General features: G+C 64.4%; 21 protein-coding genes, 1 tRNA gene, 2 rRNA genes and 2 pseudogenes. 12 read left to right on the top strand and 14 right to left on the bottom strand.

Features of this window, described 5'->3' with window-relative positions:
• From BM167_RS18735 to BM167_RS17895, 3 genes are all read left to right on the top strand, one after another.
• Nucleotides 1–187: ribosomal RNA gene (locus BM167_RS18735) — 23S ribosomal RNA — on the top strand; the annotation flags it as partial.
• A 124-nt stretch (nt 188–311) separates the two neighbouring features.
• A 5S ribosomal RNA gene (rrf, locus tag BM167_RS17900) occupies nt 312–433 on the top strand.
• A gap of 230 nt (nt 434–663) precedes the next feature.
• Nucleotides 664–1,947 (top strand): hypothetical protein, encoded by a 1,284-nt coding sequence (locus tag BM167_RS17895; RefSeq protein ID WP_177213416.1) that lies wholly within the window; start codon nt 664–666, stop codon nt 1,945–1,947.
• A gap of 52 nt (nt 1,948–1,999) precedes the next feature.
• Here BM167_RS17895 and BM167_RS17890 read toward each other — a convergent pair whose 3' ends face one another.
• Nucleotides 2,000–2,446, bottom strand: a complete 447-nt coding sequence (locus tag BM167_RS17890; RefSeq protein WP_092894098.1) for a hypothetical protein — start codon at nt 2,444–2,446, stop codon at nt 2,000–2,002.
• A complete protein-coding gene (locus BM167_RS17885; protein WP_092894097.1) occupies nt 2,443–2,775 on the bottom strand; it encodes a DUF8124 family protein in 333 nt (110 codons plus the stop codon). The genes BM167_RS17890 and BM167_RS17885 overlap by 4 nt, the downstream gene beginning before the upstream one ends.
• A 148-nt stretch (nt 2,776–2,923) precedes the next feature.
• On the opposite strand from BM167_RS17885, the gene BM167_RS17880 reads away from it, so the two are divergent.
• From BM167_RS17880 to BM167_RS17865, 4 genes and pseudogenes are all read left to right on the top strand, one after another.
• Entirely contained in the window at nt 2,924–4,114 is a 1,191-nt protein-coding gene (locus BM167_RS17880) for a redox-regulated ATPase YchF (RefSeq protein ID WP_092894096.1), read from the top strand.
• A gap of 46 nt (nt 4,115–4,160) precedes the next feature.
• Entirely contained in the window at nt 4,161–4,514 is a 354-nt protein-coding gene (locus BM167_RS17875) for a hypothetical protein (protein WP_092894095.1), read from the top strand.
• A gap of 107 nt (nt 4,515–4,621) precedes the next feature.
• Nucleotides 4,622–5,867, top strand: a pseudogene (locus tag BM167_RS17870) (amidohydrolase family protein).
• Nucleotides 5,868–5,945: 78 nt separating this feature from the next.
• Nucleotides 5,946–6,311 carry a cupin domain-containing protein gene (locus BM167_RS17865; protein WP_092894094.1) on the top strand — a complete coding sequence of 122 codons (366 nt, stop codon included), beginning with the start codon at nt 5,946–5,948 and terminating at the stop codon, nt 6,309–6,311.
• Nucleotides 6,312–6,395: 84 nt separating this feature from the next.
• Here BM167_RS17865 and BM167_RS17860 read toward each other — a convergent pair.
• The 3 genes from BM167_RS17860 to BM167_RS17850 all read right to left on the bottom strand — a co-directional run bounded on the left by BM167_RS17860 (nt 6,396) and on the right by BM167_RS17850 (nt 8,954).
• Nucleotides 6,396–6,470: transfer RNA gene (locus tag BM167_RS17860), tRNA-Glu, on the bottom strand.
• Between the two features lie 162 nt (nt 6,471–6,632).
• Entirely contained in the window at nt 6,633–8,111 is a 1,479-nt protein-coding gene (locus BM167_RS17855) for a glutamate-cysteine ligase family protein (RefSeq protein ID WP_092894093.1), read from the bottom strand.
• A gap of 48 nt (nt 8,112–8,159) precedes the next feature.
• A complete protein-coding gene (locus BM167_RS17850) occupies nt 8,160–8,954 on the bottom strand; it encodes a helix-turn-helix transcriptional regulator (RefSeq protein WP_092894092.1) in 795 nt (264 codons plus the stop codon).
• 217 nt (nt 8,955–9,171) lie between these two features.
• On the opposite strand from BM167_RS17850, the gene BM167_RS17845 reads away from it, so the two are divergent.
• Both BM167_RS17845 and BM167_RS17840 read left to right on the top strand, forming a co-directional pair.
• Nucleotides 9,172–10,203 carry a DMT family transporter gene (locus BM167_RS17845; protein WP_092894091.1) on the top strand — a complete coding sequence of 344 codons (1,032 nt, stop codon included), beginning with the start codon at nt 9,172–9,174 and terminating at the stop codon, nt 10,201–10,203.
• Between the two features lie 81 nt (nt 10,204–10,284).
• Entirely contained in the window at nt 10,285–10,491 is a 207-nt protein-coding gene (locus BM167_RS17840; RefSeq protein ID WP_092894090.1) for a hypothetical protein, read from the top strand.
• Between the two features lie 21 nt (nt 10,492–10,512).
• Here BM167_RS17840 and BM167_RS17835 read toward each other — a convergent pair whose 3' ends face one another.
• The 3 genes and pseudogenes from BM167_RS17835 to BM167_RS17825 form a co-directional block, all read right to left on the bottom strand.
• Nucleotides 10,513–11,718 (bottom strand): metal-dependent hydrolase family protein, encoded by a 1,206-nt coding sequence (locus BM167_RS17835; protein ID WP_092894089.1) that lies wholly within the window; start codon nt 11,716–11,718, stop codon nt 10,513–10,515.
• A 130-nt stretch (nt 11,719–11,848) separates the two neighbouring features.
• Complete coding sequence (locus BM167_RS17830) at nt 11,849–12,640, bottom strand: archaeal proteasome endopeptidase complex subunit alpha (protein WP_092894099.1); 792 nt, start codon at nt 12,638–12,640, stop codon at nt 11,849–11,851.
• 121 nt (nt 12,641–12,761) lie between these two features.
• Nucleotides 12,762–12,938, bottom strand: a pseudogene (locus tag BM167_RS17825) (HVO_2922 family protein); the annotation flags it as partial.
• A gap of 110 nt (nt 12,939–13,048) precedes the next feature.
• On the opposite strand from BM167_RS17825, the gene BM167_RS17820 reads away from it, so the two are divergent.
• Nucleotides 13,049–13,540, top strand: coding sequence for a hypothetical protein (locus BM167_RS17820; protein WP_092894087.1), 492 nt, complete (start codon nt 13,049–13,051; stop codon nt 13,538–13,540).
• Nucleotides 13,541–13,572: 32 nt separating this feature from the next.
• On the opposite strand, the gene BM167_RS17815 is transcribed toward BM167_RS17820, so the two are convergent.
• The 5 genes from BM167_RS17815 to BM167_RS18250 form a co-directional block, all read right to left on the bottom strand.
• A complete protein-coding gene (locus BM167_RS17815; protein ID WP_092894086.1) occupies nt 13,573–14,229 on the bottom strand; it encodes a class I SAM-dependent methyltransferase in 657 nt (218 codons plus the stop codon).
• Nucleotides 14,230–14,320: 91 nt separating this feature from the next.
• Nucleotides 14,321–14,518, bottom strand: coding sequence for a DUF4177 domain-containing protein (locus BM167_RS17810; protein WP_092894085.1), 198 nt, complete (start codon nt 14,516–14,518; stop codon nt 14,321–14,323).
• Complete coding sequence (locus tag BM167_RS17805) at nt 14,515–15,084, bottom strand: dihydrofolate reductase (protein ID WP_092894084.1); 570 nt, start codon at nt 15,082–15,084, stop codon at nt 14,515–14,517. The genes BM167_RS17810 and BM167_RS17805 overlap by 4 nt, the downstream gene beginning before the upstream one ends.
• Nucleotides 15,084–16,085: a thymidylate synthase gene (thyA, locus tag BM167_RS17800; protein ID WP_092894083.1), complete on the bottom strand. Its 1,002-nt coding sequence runs from the start codon at nt 16,083–16,085 to the stop codon at nt 15,084–15,086. Before thyA ends, BM167_RS17805 begins: the two co-directional genes overlap by 1 nt.
• 129 nt (nt 16,086–16,214) lie before the next feature.
• Nucleotides 16,215–16,880, bottom strand: a complete 666-nt coding sequence (locus BM167_RS18250; protein WP_143095546.1) for a hypothetical protein — start codon at nt 16,878–16,880, stop codon at nt 16,215–16,217.
• Between the two features lie 255 nt (nt 16,881–17,135).
• On the opposite strand from BM167_RS18250, the gene BM167_RS17790 reads away from it, so the two are divergent.
• On the top strand, nt 17,136–17,714 hold the full coding sequence (locus tag BM167_RS17790) for an MBL fold metallo-hydrolase (RefSeq protein ID WP_092894081.1): 579 nt from the start codon (nt 17,136–17,138) through the stop codon (nt 17,712–17,714).
• 10 nt (nt 17,715–17,724) lie between these two features.
• Here BM167_RS17790 and BM167_RS17785 read toward each other — a convergent pair whose 3' ends face one another.
• Entirely contained in the window at nt 17,725–18,030 is a 306-nt protein-coding gene (locus BM167_RS17785; RefSeq protein WP_092894080.1) for a DUF5827 family protein, read from the bottom strand.
• Nucleotides 18,031–18,119: 89 nt separating this feature from the next.
• On the opposite strand from BM167_RS17785, the gene BM167_RS17780 reads away from it, so the two are divergent.
• On the top strand, nt 18,120–18,533 hold the full coding sequence (locus BM167_RS17780; RefSeq protein ID WP_092894079.1) for a DUF7522 family protein: 414 nt from the start codon (nt 18,120–18,122) through the stop codon (nt 18,531–18,533).
• Nucleotides 18,534–18,725 lie beyond the last annotated feature (192 nt).

The following is an 18,725-nucleotide window of genomic DNA, read 5'->3' as shown; positions in this document are numbered from 1 at the left end:
GAGGGCAGTTGCCGGGCAGCTACGCGACACGGGGTAAGAGCTGAACGCATCTAAGCTCGAAACCCACATGAAAAAGAGATACCATAGAGGTCACTCGTAGAAGACGAGTTCGATAGACTTGGGGTGTACGCGCCGAGGCAACGAGGCGTTTAGCCCGCAAGCACTAACAGACCAAGCCATACTCATACTGCATCGGACCCACCATATTCCGATGAAACGGGTTCAGGCGTTAACTGGATTGCACGTACATATCGGTCAGAGTAGACCCACCGAGACTGGTATCACAATGGTTCGATTCCGTTGCTCGGCGTTAAGGCGGCCACAGCAGTGGGGTCACACCCGTACCCATCCCGAACACGGAAGTTAAGCCCACTCGCGTTTCGGTCAGTACTGGAGTGTGCGAACCTCTGGGAAATTCGATTCGCCGCCTCCACTCATACGAGGCCCACACTATCGAAGTGTGGGCTTTTTTCATTTCGAACGGGAGCATACGGCGAGTGGCGACGCTCTCCCACACGGTCCATCTGTTCTCGTCTCGGGAACGCAACCGCGAAAACCCGCGCAGTCTGTCGATTAAATCGGCGTTAATCCGGCCAAATCGACCCAAAGGCGGGGTCAGCGAATACCCGACTTATGGCATACCAGTTAGAATGGTTGACTGTAATGCGACACACGAAATCGCTCGTAGCACTCTTGGCACTCGCGTTGGTCGCCGCCGCAGTCGCCCCCGCGGCGGTCAGTGCAGCGCCGACCGCACAGACGACCGTAGAACAGAACCCCGAGACGGGATCGGCAGTCGTGACCGTACTGCAGAACGACACGGCGGTCGAGAACGCCACCGTCGATGTCGCCGCGGACGGCAACTACTCCGGGACGGGAACGTACCGGACCGACGCCGACGGAGCGGTCGAACTCCCCGAACCCGCGGCGACGGTAGACGTGAACCTGACCGTGACGGTGGACGGTTCGAGTTCGACGACGACCGAGGAACTGGTCCCGCGCGAGGAGTCTCTCGACGCCCTCGTCGAACAGGCTGATGACGGAACGGCGACGGTCACCGTGACGCAGTACGGTACCGCCGTCGAGAACGCCACCGTCGCCGTCGCTGCCGACGGTAACTACTCCGGGACGGGTAACTACACCGCAGACGCGGACGGACGCGTCGAACTCGTGGCTCCGGACGAGACGCAGAACGTCACCGTGACGGCGACGTACGACGACCTGACCGCCGAGTCCACCACCGAACTCGCCACCACCGAAGCGGAACTCCGCGTCGGGGTGACCCAGCAGTCCGGCGGAGTGGAAATCGACGTGACGCGTAACGGCACCGGCGTCGCGAACGCCACCGTCGATGTCGCCGCGGACGGCAACTACTCCGGGACGGGAACGTACCGGACCGACGACGGCGGTGACGTCGACCTGCCGACCCCAGCAGAGAACGTGACGGTCACGGTCACTGCGAGTAGCGAGGGTGACGAGGCGACGGCCACCGAGACGTTGACGACCGAGTTCGTCGAAGAGCAGAAGAACTTCGGACAGTCCGTAACGCTGTTCATCGAGTCGCTCCGCGGAGCGGGGTTCAACGGACCGCCGGGGCAGATAATCTCCGACTTCGTGACGAACAACAACCCCGGTAACGCCGACGACGCGAAAGAGGACGCACCCGGACAGGCGAAAAAGGGTAGCGGCGACGCGAACGAGACGGACGAGAGCGAAAAGCGCGGTCCGCCCGAGAAAGCCGAGAAGAAGGGTGACGACGAGAAAAACGAGGAAAGAAAGAACGACGAGAGAGACGAGAAAGGCAAAGAAGACAAACAGAACGGCGAATCGGACGACGATAGCGACGACGACTCCGACTCCGAGGACGACAGCGACGAGTCAGACTCCGAAGACGACAGCGACGACGGAAAACAGGGTCCGCCGGACCACGCGAAAGGCGGCAAGTAACCCCCTCCTTAGCAGTCCGAAATCTTTCTCGCGGGCGTCTCTTTTTCGAGCCTCACGTCTCTCTTTCGAGTCTCGCGTTCAGGTCCGCGCGCGGAAGTCCCGCACGTGCGGCGACCGTCTCCGGGTCGGCGTCGAACCGGCGAACCGCGAGTACGGCACCCGTCGCGACGAGTTCGCGCGTCGCATCGACGGACGACCGCGGTGACGCGGGGCCCGCAGGTGAGAGAGTCGGAGGCGACGAGGCGATGTGCGCGCGCGTTCCCGTCGAATCGTCGCGCGGCGTCCGCGAGGCCGTAGAGCGAAGTTCGCTGACCGCGAGCGTACACGTCAGCGCTGCGGTAAGCGGTCCGGCAGAGCCCACTCCCTCCTCGTGAACCCGGTGTATCGCCCCAGCGAGTGCGAGATACCGCCGTGCGTCGGCGGCGTCCAGCAGTGCGCGTTCGACCGCTGCGTCCCGAACCGCGGTCAACGCGTCACCGCCGTCGGTCGGTGCGGTCACGACTCCGTCTGCGCGTCGTCGAGGGCGTCGCGTCCCGGTGCCTCCAGGTGCGTCCGGACGACGGTGCCGTCCGGGCGGAGTGCGACGCGTCCCAGCGTCACCGTGTCGCCGGTGTCCGCGCGGCGGGCGATGCCGCGAAGCGTGGACTCTCGGTCGAGTTCCTCCCAGACGACCCGTTCGACGAGTCGCTGAAACTCTTCGGGGTCGGTCCACCCGGAGTCGATGTCGGAGGGGACGTGGACGACGAACTGCAGGTCCGCCTCCGTGACGTGGACGCCGACGCCGAACGTGTCGGCGTCGTCGGCGTCGCCGCCGTCGGAATCGGTCATTGTCTCGTGTCGGGCCCCCGAAGGCAAATACTCGCTGGTGGCGCGGCGGGCACGTCGGCGACTCGCGGCCTCGGAAATCGTGGTACCGCGTGTCGAACGCGGTCCCGGATAGAGTCCCTTTTGCCGTCCGAGAGTTCATCCGAACGTAATGAGTCACAAGATCGGGCTGGTCGGCAAACCCTCTGTCGGCAAGTCTTCGTTCTTCAACGCGGCGACGATGAACGACGTGCCGGAGGGCGCCTACCCGTTTACGACGATCGACCCGTCGGTCGGCGAGGCGTACGTCCGCGTCGAGTGTGCCGCCCCCGAGTTCGACGAGTCGTGTACGCCCTCGGTCGGCTTTTGTAACGGCGGCGTGCGGTTCGTCCCGGTGAAACTCGTCGACGTGGCGGGACTCATCCCCGGGGCACACGAGGGGAAGGGCCTCGGCAACCAGTTTCTGACCGACCTCAACGAGGCCGACGTCCTCGTCCACGTCGTCGACTTCTCGGGCGAGACGGACATAGAGGGCGAACCCACGGAGGGCCACGACCCCCGCGACGACATCGACTTCCTCGAGGACGAACTCGACATGTGGTATCTCGACGTCTTAGAGAAGGGTCTCGAACGCTACCGCTCGGGCTACAACGGCGAGGAGAAAAACGTCGAAGAGGACCTCGCAGAGCAGATGTCCGCGTTCAAGACGAACAAAGACGAGATAAAGCAGGTCATCCTCGGGTTGGGTCTCGGACTCGACCCCGAGGAGTGGAGCGACGACGACAAAGCCGACGTCGCCCGCGAGATTCGCAAGCGGACGAAGCCGATGGTCATCGCGGCCAACAAGATGGACAAACCCGTCGCACAGGAGAACTTCGCGGAGATCACGTCGGACCCCGACTACGACCACCTCTCTTTCGTCCCCGCGAGTGCGCACGCGGAGAAGGCGTTGAAGAAGGCCGCCGAGGGAGACGTCGTCGACTACCGGGCCGGCGACGACGACTTCGAAATCGTCGGCGATATCTCCGAAGAACAGGAGGCCGGGTTAGAGCAGATTCGCGAGTTCGTCGCGGAGTTCGATGGAACGGGCGTCCAAGCGGCGTTGGAGACGGCCCTGTTCGACGAGATGGGCGCAATCGCCATCTTCCCCGGAAGCGCGAACGGCCGGTCCGACACGCAGGGCGTCTTCCGCGATTGCTTTATCCTTCCCGACGAGTCGACGACGGAGGACTTCGCGTACCACCTCCACTCCGACATCGGCGAGGGCCTCCTCCACGGCATCGACTGTCACTCACAGAGACAGGTCGGCGCGGACCACGTTCTCTCGCACCGCGACGTAGTCGAAATCGTCACCACGAACTGATACTATCCCAATGGAATATGTAGGTCCGGACAGTCCTTCCGAACCGATGCGGCAGGAACGACGCGCCATCGAGGCCGCTATCTCGGGAGACATCGGCGGCTTGGGCGGAGACGTGACCTTAGAGGACCTCTTTGCGGAAGAGTGGATGGTCGAGTACACCGATGCGCCGTCCATCGGTGCGTTCGTCGCCGAGAGCGAGTTCGAGGTGACCGACCAAGAATCGTTCGAGCGGATTCCGGACGCGGAGTGGGACGACCACGTCGCCGCCCACTCTGAGTTCGAAAGTTGGCGAGGGATGCTGAACGCCGCCGTCGAGTCGTACGTCCGCACCCGACTTCTCGATTCGGAGACGGAGACGGCGTTCGACCCGGACGCGAACGCTCCGGACGCCGAGCGTTGACGACGGAAGCCGGGACTTTTCTCGGGCGGTTTCCGACCGACTGACCGGCCACGAGCGACTACCGACGAAGCGAAACGTACTGGTAGGCCCGGGGCGAGGTCGGTTTCGTGATAGTCATTCGCAACGCGGTGGTTCACACCGCGACGGACCGCGGCACCGTCGAGGGAGACGTTCTGCTCGAAGACGGGGAGATTGCGGCCGTCGGAGAGGTAGACGCGCCCGCCGACGCGACGGAACTCGACGTGGACGGCGCGGACGTGACGCCGGGGTTGGTCGACGCCCACAGTCACGCCGGGATGGCGGAGTGGGACGAACCGGAGGACGGAGACGTGAACGAGGGAACCGACCCGGTGACGCCGCACGTCAACGCCCTCGACGGCTTTCACCCGCGCGACGAGGAACTGAAACACGCGTTTCAAAACGGCGTGACGAGCGTCTCCGCTCGGATGGGGTCGGGCAACGTTCACGAGAGCAAAGCTCTCGTGAGCCAATCAGAACGCGTCGCGTTCTGATGACGTCGTCGGCGGCGTCATCTGTTCGATGAAGACGTACGGTCTGACGGCCGACGAGATGCTCATCCGCGAAGACGGGATGAAGGCCGCGATGGGCGAGAACCCGAAACGGTTCCACGGCGACCGGATGGACCGGCAACCGTCCACTCGACCGGGCGTCGCGGCGACGCTCAGACAGGCGTTGATGGACGCCGAAGACTACGCGGACCGACGCGCGAACGCCCGCGAGGAGGGTGACCCGTTCGAACGCGACTTGGGGATGGAGAACCTCGCCCGCGTCGTCGCGGAGGACTTTCCCCTGCGCGTCCACGCCCACCGCGCCGACGACATCGTGACGGTGTTCCGTATCGCAGACGAGTTCGGCATCGAGGAACTCTCCATCGAACACGCCACGGAGGGACACCTCGTCGCAGAGGAGTTCGCAAAGCGGGACGTCCCCGCCGTCTGCGGGCCGTCGCTGTACTCCGGCGCGAAGTACGAACTCCGGAACATAACGTTCGAGACGCCCGGCATCCTCCACGAGGCGGGCGTGAAAGTCGCCATCCAGACCGACGCGCCGGTTCTCCCGCAACGGCACCTCGACGTCTGCGTCGGTCTGGCGGTCCGCGAGGGACTCCCCGAGGAGGTGGCGCTCGAATCCGTGACGCGGCATCCCGCCGAGATTCTCGGCATCGAGGACCGTGTGGGTACGGTCGAAGTCGGCACGGACGCCGACATCGCGGTGTGGGACGGGCCGTTCTACCGGTTCGACACCCGGACCGAACACGTCTTCGTCGACGGCGAACACGTCTTCGACCGCGAACGCGACAGCGTCGACCCTCGCGAGGCCTACGAGTGGTGAGAGGGGCCGTCGCCTCTCGTCGAACCGGTGACGGGTTCCGTCTAAATCTTATTGCGCTTGCGGTCCTCGCCTCTAACAATGACCTACCAGAAGGTGAACTACACCGACGTAGAACAGGTCGGGGATGCGATGCATTTCCTCCGCGAACCGCTCGATACGAATCAGGTCGGCGTCACCGTCGCGCGGTGTAAGCCCGGGTGGAACGGGCGCAAACACGACCACACCGACAACGAACACGAAGAGGTGTACGTTCTCATCGAGGGAGAAGCCACCGTCGTCGTCGACGGCGAGTCGGTTCCGATGGAGACTGGCGACGCCATCCGTATCCCGGCGGAGGCGACGCGCCAGATTCGAAACGGCGACACCGAGAGCGCGTTCGTCCTCGTGAGTGCTCCGGAGTTCGACGCGGACGACGACTGGGAGACGTCCGGGTTCGTCGGGTGAGTCGTCTCCGTTCGAGAGGACGCGACCAGTACCCGATTTTGGGAATGGACCCTGCCGTCGCTCGTCGGTTCGAGGTCGGAGAAGTGCTCCGTCAGGGATTCGAACCCTGGTCCTTGCCGTGAGAGGGCAAGATGATTGGCCGGACTACACCAACGGAGCGTCCTGCACTTCTGGATATTGGTGGGATGTGTAAAACGGTTCCGTTTCGCGGCGACCGTGTCGAACCCTATCGAGCCACGGCGCACCACGAGAGAGCGCAGTCGGCCGATTTTCGTACCGAACCCCGGCCAGTTTGGGCGGGACGGGAAGCGACTCTGGACCTCAGTCGGTCCACGTGACGAACGGGTCGCCGGTGGTGCTGCGCCGGATGTACTCCCGTTGCATCGCTTCGATTGCGGCATCGAGCGTTCTCCCCCCGTCGTACTCTCTCTGCACCCGGTCGCGTTTCCACCTGCTCGGCGTCGTCCGAGCGTCCCACCGGCCCTCGACGGGGGCGAGCAGTCCGTCGATTCGGTCCGGTTCGACGCCTCTGTCCGCGAGTCCGCGACGGGCCAGAGAGAACAGTTCGTCGTAGACGACTGCGGAGTCGTCGGTTCTCTCCCCCGCTTTCGTCACCCACGCGAGTTCCGCGTCGAGTCCGTCGCGGGCGGCCGCGTACAGCGAGTCCCGCGCGTCCGCCCACGGGAGCGTCGCGAGCGGATGGTCGGTCACGACGATTCCGTGGACGAGGCCGACGACGAGCGCTTGGAACGCCGACACGTCTTCGACCGTCGGTTGAGCGGCCAGCACCCGGTACTCGACTCTCGGTCCCTCCGGTCCGAGAACCGGCCGAACCCACCGCCAGCACGTCCCCTGTTTGTGGAGCAGTTCCCAGTACTCGGCCGCGAACCCCTCTCGTCGGTCGCCCGTGACCCACTCGCGGAGGTACGGCGCACAACAGCGGTCGGCGACCAGCCTATCGACGGCGTCGGTCGGTGAGTCCACGTCTCGGGGGACGCGGACCTTCCCCGGTTCGGCGACGTTCATCGCCTCGAAGACCGGGATACGGAGTTCGTCCATCCCGCGGATGACGCTCTGTGGGTCCGCGTCGGCGTCGTACAGCGGCGGGGGTAGAAACGGACTGTTGGCACCCAACGCGACCACCGGCCCGAGAGTTCGCAAAGCGGCGTTGAAGTATCGGGCGAAGTCGGCAGTCGGAACCTGCAGGTGGACCTGCATCGACGTCGCGAGCGATTCGACGAGGATAGAGGGAAACTGCCGCCGACAGGCGGGGACGTCTATCTCGACCGGCCCGTGCGCCGTGATATCCGCGTCGAGGGCGTGATAGCGCGCTTTCGGAGCCATGTTCGCCGCGAGTGCGACGCCGCCCTCGACGCGACAGTCGGCGAGATACGACGCCGCGCCCTCCGGCGGCCCGATGGTCCACATCCCGTCCGTGACGAACGCGAGTCCGGCGTCCGAGAACGCCCCTCGCACGTCGGTCACGCACCGTTCGACGGCCGCCGCCTGCCGGTGCAGTCCCTCGGCGTCGAACTCGCAGACCGGAGAGTTCAACTCGGCGTTGTGCCGCCCGAGTTCTCTATCACAGTCGCTTTCGAAGACGGAGTCCGGGACGCGAGCGAGTCGGCCCGCCGCATCGACGGCGTAGCCTTCGAGTTCGAGGCCGATAGCGAACCCGCCGACGAACCGGCCCTCGGCGAACGCGTCTCGCAGTTCGTTCGCTTGCTCGGTCACCCGACGCCCGAACTCGGCGTGAGTCGCCGCGCGGCGCGTCGACCGGACGGCGGTGGCGGAGTCCATACGATATGTGCAACTCGTTAGCACATCAATCGTTCGCCGCGACGCAGTTCACCGCGAGAACTCCTCGTCGTCCACCGGAGCGGCCGTCCGCCAGTACGCCTCGAACCTGTCGTCGGCCCACTGTCGAACCGTCTCGTCGTCGGTATCGATAGACGCGCGGAGCACGCCGTCGTCGTCGCGCACGAGGAGGTGAACCACGTCGTCGGCTATCGTCACCGCGAGGGGGATGTCGCCTTCGCGGGCGCGAATCTCCGCGCCCTCGGCGTCGAGGAGGGATTCGAGTCGCCGCCGGAGCGTCGAATCCTCCGCGAGTGCGGTCACGGCGTTTCGAGAGAGGACCGCCTCGAACGTCTGTTCGCCGGCAGTCGTCTTCGATTCGACGAGGGTGAGGCTCTGTTCGTTGAACGCGTGCGAGAACGCCCGCACCTCCTCGGCGTCGTCGAGCAACTCCAAGACGCGCTGGACGGGCGCGTTCGGCCGCGTCTCGCTCGGAACGGTGATAGTCGCGTCGGCGAGATGCCGCAGGTCGAACTCCATCGCTCGCGTCGGCAGATAGCGGACGACGTCCCGGAGTTCGCCTTCGGTCTCTAAGATATCCAGTAGGTCCGTAAACCCATTCGAGACGAGTCGTCCCGTCGCCGTCGCCGCGTACTCGCCGCCCTCGCGTCTGACCCACGACCGCTCTTCGAAGTCTGCGAGAATCCGCCCGAGCGTCGCCTGCGACGCGCCGGTGGCCGCCGCGAGGCCGTTTCGCGTCTGCGATTCCTCGGAGAGCAGTCGCAGCACCTCCACCCGGTTCGACGAGAGCGCGAGAAACTCTATCTCCTCCAGCGCGGACTCCATACGCCCTCTGGTCCCCGTCGCGGTAAACCACTTTCGCACCGTGAAATCATTTCACGCCGCGAGCGTCTGGCGCGAGTCGGCGGTATTTCTTGATTTGAAAAAATTTCTGAATTAAACTATACGGCTGCGGCTCGTAGGTGAGAGTACGATGATTCTCGCTTCAACGGTCTCTGCGGACGCGGCGTCGTCGCCTCGGACCGACGGGAGGTGGGCGTAAGTGGTCGAACGTCGCACGCTCGTCTTCTTCGTTCTGACGAGTCTCCTCTTCGGCGGGACGTTCGTCGCGGCGAAGGCCGGACTCGACTACTTCCCGCCGCTTCTGTTCGTCGCGCTCCGCTTCGACGTGGCGGCCGTCGCACTCGCCGGATACGCGGTTCTCACGACGTCTCGCGACGGACTCGTCCCGCGGACGCGCGGCGACGTGGTCGGGATTCTCTCTACTGGCGTCCTCGCTATCGGCCTGACGAACGCGCTGTTGTTCGTCGGCCAGCAGTACGCCACGAGCGCAGTCGCGTCCATCGTGTTCAGCCTCAACCCCGTGTTGACGCCGGTGTTCGCGGCGGCGCTTCTCTCGGACGAACGCCTCTCGGCGCGCGGCGTCGCGGGGATGATACTCGCTCTCGTCGGCGTCGGACTCGTCGTCAGTCCCGACCCGGCGAACCTCCTCGGCGGCGCGTTCGGCAAGTCCATCCTGTTTACGGGCGCGATAGCCGGTGCCCTCGGGAGCGTCCTCATCCGCTGGGCCGACGCCGACCTGTCGAGTACGGTGCGCACCGCGTGGGGTCTCCCCTTCGCGGCGGTGCTCTGTCACCTCCTCAGTTGGTCCGCGGGCGAGTCGGCGGCGGCCATCTCGTGGACGCCGACTGCGTTCGTGGCACTCGGCTACGTGGGCATCTTCGCCGGCGCAGTCGCCTACATCACCTACTTCGGCCTCATCGACGAAACCGGCGCGATACGGGCGAACCTCGTGTTCTACGTCGTTCCGGTCGTGGCGACTCTCGGCGGGGTGGTGTTCCTCGGCGAGACCATCTCGGCGTCGGCCGTCGCCGGATTCGCCACCATCTTCGCCGGGTTCGCGATACTCGGCAGCGAATCCGTGGACCTCGGAGCGGTTCGCGCGAAGGTCCGTCGGACCGTCTCCGTCTCCTCGCGACGGTATCTCCCCGCGGCGTTCGCTAACCGCACCCCCTCCGAGAAATGCCGGGACGCGGCCGAAGAACGCCGTGGACGGGTGTTCGACTCGGACTGAACGCGCCGCTAGCTGTCGTCGAGACAGATACTCTCTGCGACGGCCGTTATCGATTTGACGCTCTACGTGTGTAGTTGTAATATGGTTGACTGGAAGAAGTACTGGGGCGCGATAGGCGTCGTAGAGTTACTCGTCATCGGAGCGGTGCTGTTCTTCTTCCCCGAACCGGCCACGTCGTTCGTGGGAATGGTACTGATTCTCATCGCCGCAATCACGTGGTTGGCGGGATGGTACGGCACCAGCGATAGGGAGACGGACCCGGAAGCCGACGCCGAGCGGACGTACTGAACGCCGCAGAACCCTCGTTTTTCAGACGATTCGCCGACCCGCCGCGAAGACGGCTTCGGACTCGCGCCACGCGGAGGCGTCTTCGGTCGGGTCCGCGTCGAGGACGACGACGTCGGCGCGATAGCCGGGTTCGACGAGGCCCGTGTCGTCGAGTCCGAGCAACTCCGCGCCGGTCACCGTCGCCGCCTCCAACGCCGCCTCGGGCGACATGCCGTAGTCGCACATCAGTTCTATCTCGCGGCGGGCGTTCTCGCCGTGGACGTTGAACGGCGTCCCCGCGTCGGTACCCATCGCCACGGTGACGCCCGCGTCGAGAGCGTGTTCCCACGCGCGTTCGAACCGTTCTTGTGCGTCTTCGGCCTTCTCGACGGCCTCCTCGGGGATTCCCCCCTCGACGCCGTTCTCGACGATACCCTCCAAGGCGCTGGCCGTCGGCACCCAGTAGGTCCCTTCTTCGGCCAGCAACTCGGCCGTCTCGCGGTCCATGAACGTCGCGTGTTCGACGCTCGTTATCCCCGCGCGGACCGCGTTCTGAATCCCCCGCTGACCGTGGGCGTGCGCCGATGTCGGGACGTTCTCGGCCGACGCCGCGTCGACGACTGCGGCGAGTTCCTCGGGCGTGAGTTCCGGCGCGCCGGTCTGTGCGCCCTCGGTGAGGACGCCGCCCGTCGCCATGCATTTGACCACGTCCGCGCCGCGTTTCAACTGTTCGCGGACCGCCTTCCGAACCTCGTGTGGGCCGTCCGCCTCGCGGCCGAACCAGTGGCCGTGCCCGCCAGTCATCACCACGTTCTGACCGCAAGCGAGAACTCGCGGCCCCTCCAGAACTCCCGTCTCCACCGCGGTTCCGGCGTCAAGTGCGAGCGTTCCGGGCGCGCCCAAATCGCGGACGGTGGTGACGCCCGCCTCGACGTTCGCGCGGAGGTTGGCGGCGGCGCGGTAACTCAACATCTCTCGGCTCTCTGTGTCCACAGTCGCCACGTCCGGACGACTGTCCATCATCAGGTGGACGTGCGAGTCCACCAGACCCGGCGCGACCACCGACCCCGAGACGTCCACCGTCTCTACGTCGTCCGCGTCCTCCCTCGCCGCCTCCGTCTCCGCGTCGTCGCCGACTGCGACGATTCGGCCCTCGTCGGGCGAGAGAACCACGTCCGCGTCGCGCGTTCCGGTCGCGTCGGCGACTCGGCCGCCCGCGAGTACGTACAGGTCGGGTGTCTCTGTCATCTGTCGGGCGGTTCGATTCGACTCCGCGTAAACCTCCGGGTAGCGGTAGCGCGAGTCGGAGAAGAGAGTCGCGTCTGCGAGGTGCGAAGTCGGTCGGCCCGCGACGGACGCGAACCGCGCCGCTACCGCGTCACTCCTCGTCGTCGTCGCCGGACCCGCCGAACTCCTCGATGATGGCGGATACGTCGTCGTCTTCGACCTGGTGGTAGCCTTCCGCGGAGATGGTGGAGATGGCTATCTCCTCGGCGGTCAGGTCGTCCTCGCCGACGAGAAGCGCGCGGATGGCGAGAGTGACGCCGTCGTCCACCGAGATATCCTCGTTCCACTCGTCTTCGAGGAACTCCTGGATGTCGCCGCGGTTCGAGCCGATGGCGACCGCTTTCCACTCTTGGGGGGCACCCGAGGGGTCCGTCTGGAACAGGCGGGGACGAACGTCTCGTCCCTCGTCGGAGTCCGCCTCTCGCGCCGGCGGACTCGGTCGGCCGACGTCGCCGTCGACGCCGCCGATCAGAAGCGACGCGCCGAACGGACGCGTCCCGCCTATCTGCGTGCTCTCTTGAATCTGGTCCGAAAGCGTCTTCGTCAGCGTCTCGACGCCGAGGGGTTCGCCGTAGCGGAGTCGGTTCCGCTGGGCCTCCGTCCGGGCGTCGTCGACGAGTTGCCGAGCGTCTGCGACGTGGCCCGCGCTGGCCGCGCCGAGGAACTCGTCGAGTTTGTGTAGCTTCTCGATGCTCTCAGTTTCCATGAGGTTCGAGCTCGTCCGTCGCTGTGCGGCGAGGACGACGCCGTCCGCCGTCCGCACGCCGACGCTCGATGCGCCACGCTTGACCGCCTCGCGGGCGTACTCGACCTGATAGATACGTCCGTCGGGAGAGAACAGAGACGTCCCTCGGTCGTACGCCTGCTGGTCGTTGCGGTTCATCGTGTACACCTCGGACCCGAGCACGGATAAAGCCACCACCGGAGCACGATATTACCGCATCTCGACGCGAACCCGCGTCTCAACCTTCACCGTGGCCGTTCGACCCGTCGGAATCGGCCGGTCACACCTCCTCGGTGGTCGCCTCCGGCGCGTTCGCCTTCACGCTCCGGATGCCCTGTTTTGCCTTCTGCTTCGAGGCGTACCCCTCTCCGCTATCGGCGATTACGTTGCCGTTGTCGTGGCGGAGTCGCCATCGGTACTGCCCGGCTTTGTCCTCGTAGAGTTCGAAGGTTGCTGACACGTCAGGTGGTTCGACGCCGAGGGACTAAAACGTCGGCGGCGGTCACTCCGACCGACGATAGCACCGCTCAAGGTGTGTTTTTCTCCGCTCCTCGCGTATCCAGACGAATGTCTTTCACGATGCGAGCGCTCGTCGCCGCCTTCCTCGTCGGACTCCTCCTCGGCGGCGGCGCAGTCGCGTACGTCCTTCCGTCGTCTGTGACCACCTCGCCCACCTCGTCGCTCGGGGCCGCGACGGGATGTCAGGCAGACGCCCCCACGGAACCCGTCTCGTGGCTGGTTCGCGTCCCCGACGGTGACCGGACGACGTTCGTGTTCAATCGCACGTTCTCGCACGAGGAACCGTCGCTCCGACTCGAAGGGAGCGTCGAACAGCCCGAGCCCGGCGAGTACGTCTACCGAATCGACGCCGCTCCGGACTCCGACGAGAAACCCGCCGCCGACTGCACGCCGGTAACCCGACTCGACGCCGTCGTCTCGGTGCCGAGCGACTACCGGACGTTCTCGGTGGTCTACGACGGCGACGAACTGGTGACCGTCGAAAAGGGTGACTCGTTGCCCGCCTTCGTCCCCGTCGAACGGGCGAACGAGACGGCCTGAACGCTCTCCGTCTCATCTCCCGTCTCCCTTCTCTACGCCGGTCGGAACGCCCTGAACGTGTCCCTGTCGAGTCCGACGGTTCTGACCTCCGTGAGGCCGAGGCCGGTGAAGATGCCGTGCCAGTTCCGGTAGTAGAGCGGCATCTCGCCGCTGACGTAGTTGACCGACGGGTTATCGGAGCCGTCGTCAGCGGCTCTCTCGCCGTCGGTTCGGTCGCCGTTCCGTTCTTTTCCGCCGCCTTCGTTCTCGACGGTGACGACGAGTTTCTCCGCGACGCGGGCTATCTCCTCGAACACCCACTCGTCGTCGGGGTGGACGTGCTGGAGCGTCTCCACCGAGTAGACGGCGTCGAACGCGTCGTCTTCGAAGTCGCCGAGACAGTTCGCTATCGAATCGACGTAGAAGGTGCCCTCTGCTTCGAGTTCGGGGTACTCCTCGGCCATCACGTCGAACGAGTCCTCGTTGATGTCGAGGCCCGAGAGGTTCCGATACCCCTCGTCGTGGAGATGCGCGAGATGTCGCCCCGCGCTACAGCCGAGTTCGAGGACGCTCCCCTCGACGCCGACGGCCGACTCGAGCGTCTCCGAGAGGAGTTCGCTCGTCTCGTTCGGGCCGTAGTACGCGTAGTAGTCCGGTGAGTACTCCCCGGACAGCGTTTCCCATCGCTGGCGAACCTCGTCGGCATCCATTCGTGGACGGTCGGACGCCACACGTAAAGCGCCGTCGCTGTCAGACGGGCGGTCGAACCGCGAGAGGCAAGGAGAGCGCCTCGAATCCGGTCTACGCGTCCGGCTTCGGCCGCTTGAACACGAGCGCAGTCGCGCCGTTGGTCTGCGCCGCCGGTCGTCCGTCCGAGAGCGTCGCGACGAGTTCCCACTCGGCGTCGCCGAGTTCGTTCAGCGCGTGTTCCATCGGCCCCGTATCCCCGCTGAACAGACCGCCGTCGGACGTTCTGATTATCTTGTACTCCCACTTCATCGGTCGTCGCCCTCCCCGGATTCGGCCCGTTCGTAGGTGACGAAGTCGAACGCCTCTCGGTCGTCGCGTTCGACTTCCTCCCACGCGCGTTCGTCCCACTCGGGGAACGTCGTCTCTCCCTCGTAGTCGTCGCGGAGTTCGGTCAGTACCATGCGACTCGCGCGCGGGAGGAACGCCTCGTAAACGGCCGCTCCGCCGACGACGTACACCGTCTCGACGCCCATCTCCGCGGCGGCGGACTCGGCGAGCGTCGTCGCCTCCGCGACGGAGTTCGCCAGCCTCGCGCCCTCCGGTACGTCGAGTTCCCTCGTCGAGAGGACGATACTCGTCCGCCCCGGGAACGGTTCGCCGAGGGCGTCGACGACGTTTTCGTACGTCTTCCGCCCGAGAACGACCGGATGGCCCGTCGTCGTCCGCTTGAAATGTTTCATGTCCTCGGGGAGATGCCACGGCATGCCGCCGTCGCGTCCGATGACGCCGTTTCTCGCGACTGCGGCGACGAGGACGTACTCGACGCCATCTGCGCCGTCCCCGCCGTCTTCGGCCGTCGGGTCGTCCGCGGACATCACTCTGCCACCGCGAACCGGATGCCGTCTGCGGGGTCGTACTCTCGGAGGCGGATGTCGTCGTACGTCAGTTCGTCGAGGGGCTTTTCGGCCACTTCGATGGTCGGGCGTTCGCGCGGCGTCCGCGAACACTGTTCGAGGAGTCCGGGCACGTGGTCGTAGTCCTCCGCGTCCTCGGGTTCGTCGGGGGCGGCGGCGACCACCCAGTCGCGCACGTCGAGGTAGTCCGACCGGTCCGACACGTCGGCCAGACGGGACTGCAACTCCGAGAGATGGTCGGCGTACCACGCGCCGCGTTCGCCCTCGCCGCAGTAGACGTGCGCGTCCACGACGGTGTGGGCGAACGTCCCGGGTTCGAATCCGGTTCGCTGGGCGACGGCAGTCAGGAGAAGCGAGTAGGCGGCGATGTTGAACGGGATGCCGAGTGCGACGTCGCCCGAACGCTGGGTGAGGTGGAGGTTCAACCGGTCGCCCTGCACGTTGAACACGAACGAGTAGTGACACGGCGGAAGCGTGGAGACGGCCGCGTTGGCGGGATGCCACGCGTTGACGACGAGGCGGCGGGAGGTGGGGTTCTCGCGCAACTGGTCTACGACGTACTGTATCTGGTCGAACGTGCGTTCGTCGTCGTTCATCCAGCGGTGGTCGTCTTCGGGCCACGCCTCGCCCGGGAGGCCCTCCTCGGGAACGGGAAAACGCCGCCAGAACCGACCGTACGCCGTATCGAGGCGGCCCTCGTCGTCGGCCCACGCGTTCCAGATGCCCGTCTCCTCGCGGAGCGTCCGGATGTGTTCCTCGCCGGAGAGATACCAGACGAACTCGTGGATGAGCGAGTTCCAACGGAACCCCGAGAGGTCCTTCGTCGTCAACAGCGGAAAGCCCGAATCGAGGTCGATTTCGTAGTGCTGACTGAACGCCGAGACGGTGTCTACGCCCGTCCGGTTCGGTTTGTGCTGCCCCTCCGCGAGAACGTCCGTCACTAAATCGAGATACTGTTTCATGGTGCCCCCAATCTACCACAACCATCAATCCTCCCTGCTAAAAGCGGAGCGATATGAGAAATGAGGGCAACGGCTCTGTCGAAACTCTCTCGTGAGAGAAACGAGCCAAGGACAGTTGTATATAGCACATTACTCCTCAGACGTTGTATTCTCCGCGTGGCGGGGATCCCGGATGAATTTAGAGGAGGCGATTTCACTGAAAACCTCAATAGCTCTGTAGTCGTCATATGTGTCAAGTGTGATGCGGTAGAGAAAAGGATTAGAACGGATTGGACGTAGAGATTGAACCTCGTCAAATACCTCTGTAATCGTCCGCCCAGATAGTTCTCGTCCAAGCCCTTCGATTTCTTTTTCATGTTCCATCGTCCCAATTCTGCAACTCTGCGCCTCAACGAGGTACGTACACTCTAAATCAAGACCTGCGAAAGGGCGGATGTTTCGCCAGATGTAGTACCAAGTTTTCCGAGCGTGGGCTTTTGAATGGCGGTACAACGCTTTGAGTTTGTGTTTGCGGCTAGTGAACTCATCACGACCGAACATATCCCACTGAACCCACCACCCGTGTTCGCGGATTTCGAGTCCCCGAACAACGAGTTGTTTGTTATCATATTCTCGCTCGTGCTCAGTCTGACCAGCAGGGATCTCCAGATCAAGAGAGTGATGTATCCAGAATTGATCCTCCATCTGCTTGACCGCCTCCTGCTTGCTTTCGCGGGTGAACCTAACCAATCTCCACCAAGCAAATCCCAGTGTTACAACGAGGCCAAGCTGACTCAATGAAACCCCGCTAGGCATTGATCGCGGCTTACCGCCGTGGTTATATATAGATTGTCGAGGATAGTGAGTCTCAATGTCAGTAGTGACGATTCGTTCGTACTGTCCGAGAATCAGAGGAACGGTCACCATTCCTGAATTGCCAATATCCCTCCGCAGACAACATCATTTCAGGAGGTAATGAATCCATACTGGAACTCCCTTACCTGTCTTTATCAGAAAGGGAATCAACGAGTTGTCGCAAAAACAAAACCCACCTACCCCATAACGATAGACGTGATTACCAACCTCGCCCGCGGCGTCGACGTCTTCACGAGCAACACCTTCCTCGTCACCGGCGAGACGACGGCACTCGTCGATACCGGAGCGAACTTCGACGTGGTTTCGGCGGTTCGAGAACAGACGGACGAACTCGACCGCGTCTACCTGACGCACACGCACGAGGACCACGTCGGCAACGTCGAGGCGGTTCGGGAGGCGTTCGGCGTGGAGACGTGGGGGTACGACCCCGACAACCCCCTCGTGGACCGCGAACTCGCGGACGGCGAGACGGTCGAAATCGGCGACGACGACTACGTCGCCGTCCACACGCCGGGGCACAAAGACGACCACCTCTGTCTGTACTCCCGCGACGCGCGGACGCTATTCGCCGGTGACCTCGTCTTCGCCAACGGGAGTTTCGGCCGGACCGACCTCGAAGAAGGTCACCGACCGACGCTGATAGACAGCATCGACCGCATCCGCGAAACCGTCGGAGAGGACCTCGACGCGATGCACACGGGTCACGGCCCGAGCGTCGAGGACCGGCCGTTCGAGGACATCGAGTTCGCGGGAAACGCGGCGCGGATGGGCTGACCGGTCGTCGCTACTTGTCCGCGTCGTCGGGAATCTCGTCGGGCGCGCGGTCCTCGGAGACGACGCCGAAGTAGCCGGGTTCGTCGCCCACCGGGTCGTTGATGACGAGTTCGTCCGCGTGGTTCATCAGCCACGGAATCGTCCACGCGACGACGCGGTCCTCCGTCGCGGCGTCTAACTCGGCGTCCGGCGCGAGTCCTTGAAGCAGGCGGGCTATCTCCGGGACGGTGTACATCGACTCCTCGTCGAGAATCTCCCGGGGTTCGTAGAGGCGGTACGGGTAGAGCGTCTCGAAGTCGTCTTTCGGTCTGGGCATACCGTCTCCTTTCCCGCCCGGGCGGAAAATCCCGCCGCTCTCGCCCGTCGAATCACAACCGTTAACAGGCGTCTCTCATCTCTTCTGTCATGAACAGGCCGCAAGAACACCTCGTCTCGGTTTTCCAAGCGTTCGGCGGCGACGCACTCAGAGACGTGTGGCTCTTCGACGAACGAAACTTCGACGAACTGTACGTCCGTTCCGACGTGGCCGAGCAACTCGAATCCGAGGAGTTGGACGTCTCTCGCTTCGTGGACAACGAGCGCTACGGGTTCATCACGCGCCGGACGTACGAGTCGCTCTACTACGCCGACTACGGCTACACGGTCCGCGGCCTCTCCGCGTTCGAACAGTTCCGGACGTTTCTCTTCGACACGCCCGTCGGCGTCTTCGCTAGCTTCGACCCGCCGGACGACTGTTACGACTACTCCGAACTGAACGACGCTATCCAGTCGGCCGCATCGGAGTTCGACGCCGACTCGTTCGTTCCGTCCGGGAACTGACCCCGCGAATCCGGTCGTCGGCCGTCTCTTCTCTCACCGACAGCGCCGTCGCTCACCGGCGGGCCGCGAAAGAAAAATCGGGGTGTACGAAGTCGTCTACTCGAAGAGTTCGACGGCCTGGTCGTAGCGTGCGGAGGGTTCGTCCCAGTCGACGACGTCGAAGAAGTTCGAGACGAACTCGCCGCGGGCCGG

The organism is Halopelagius inordinatus, assembly GCF_900113245.1.
Lineage (GTDB): Archaea > Halobacteriota > Halobacteria > Halobacteriales > Haloferacaceae > Halopelagius > Halopelagius inordinatus.
This window is presented reverse-complemented; position numbering and strand designations above follow the sequence as displayed.

Coding starts and splice junctions, on each gene's coding strand:
- BM167_RS17895 (WP_177213416.1), top strand. CDS start 664: ATGCGACACACGAAATCGCTCGTAGCACTCTTGGCACTCGCGTTGGTC.
- BM167_RS17885 (WP_092894097.1), bottom strand. CDS start 2,775: ATGACCGATTCCGACGGCGGCGACGCCGACGACGCCGACACGTTCGGC.
- BM167_RS17880 (WP_092894096.1), top strand. CDS start 2,924: ATGAGTCACAAGATCGGGCTGGTCGGCAAACCCTCTGTCGGCAAGTCT.
- BM167_RS17875 (WP_092894095.1), top strand. CDS start 4,161: ATGCGGCAGGAACGACGCGCCATCGAGGCCGCTATCTCGGGAGACATC.
- BM167_RS17865 (WP_092894094.1), top strand. CDS start 5,946: ATGACCTACCAGAAGGTGAACTACACCGACGTAGAACAGGTCGGGGAT.
- BM167_RS17855 (WP_092894093.1), bottom strand. CDS start 8,111: ATGGACTCCGCCACCGCCGTCCGGTCGACGCGCCGCGCGGCGACTCAC.
- BM167_RS17850 (WP_092894092.1), bottom strand. CDS start 8,954: ATGGAGTCCGCGCTGGAGGAGATAGAGTTTCTCGCGCTCTCGTCGAAC.
- BM167_RS17840 (WP_092894090.1), top strand. CDS start 10,285: ATGGTTGACTGGAAGAAGTACTGGGGCGCGATAGGCGTCGTAGAGTTA.
- BM167_RS17835 (WP_092894089.1), bottom strand. CDS start 11,718: ATGACAGAGACACCCGACCTGTACGTACTCGCGGGCGGCCGAGTCGCC.
- BM167_RS17830 (WP_092894099.1), bottom strand. CDS start 12,640: ATGAACCGCAACGACCAGCAGGCGTACGACCGAGGGACGTCTCTGTTC.
- BM167_RS17820 (WP_092894087.1), top strand. CDS start 13,049: ATGTCTTTCACGATGCGAGCGCTCGTCGCCGCCTTCCTCGTCGGACTC.
- BM167_RS17815 (WP_092894086.1), bottom strand. CDS start 14,229: ATGGATGCCGACGAGGTTCGCCAGCGATGGGAAACGCTGTCCGGGGAG.
- BM167_RS17810 (WP_092894085.1), bottom strand. CDS start 14,518: ATGAAGTGGGAGTACAAGATAATCAGAACGTCCGACGGCGGTCTGTTC.
- BM167_RS17805 (WP_092894084.1), bottom strand. CDS start 15,084: ATGTCCGCGGACGACCCGACGGCCGAAGACGGCGGGGACGGCGCAGAT.
- thyA (WP_092894083.1), bottom strand. CDS start 16,085: ATGAAACAGTATCTCGATTTAGTGACGGACGTTCTCGCGGAGGGGCAG.
- BM167_RS18250 (WP_143095546.1), bottom strand. CDS start 16,880: ATGCCTAGCGGGGTTTCATTGAGTCAGCTTGGCCTCGTTGTAACACTG.
- BM167_RS17785 (WP_092894080.1), bottom strand. CDS start 18,030: ATGCCCAGACCGAAAGACGACTTCGAGACGCTCTACCCGTACCGCCTC.
- BM167_RS17780 (WP_092894079.1), top strand. CDS start 18,120: ATGAACAGGCCGCAAGAACACCTCGTCTCGGTTTTCCAAGCGTTCGGC.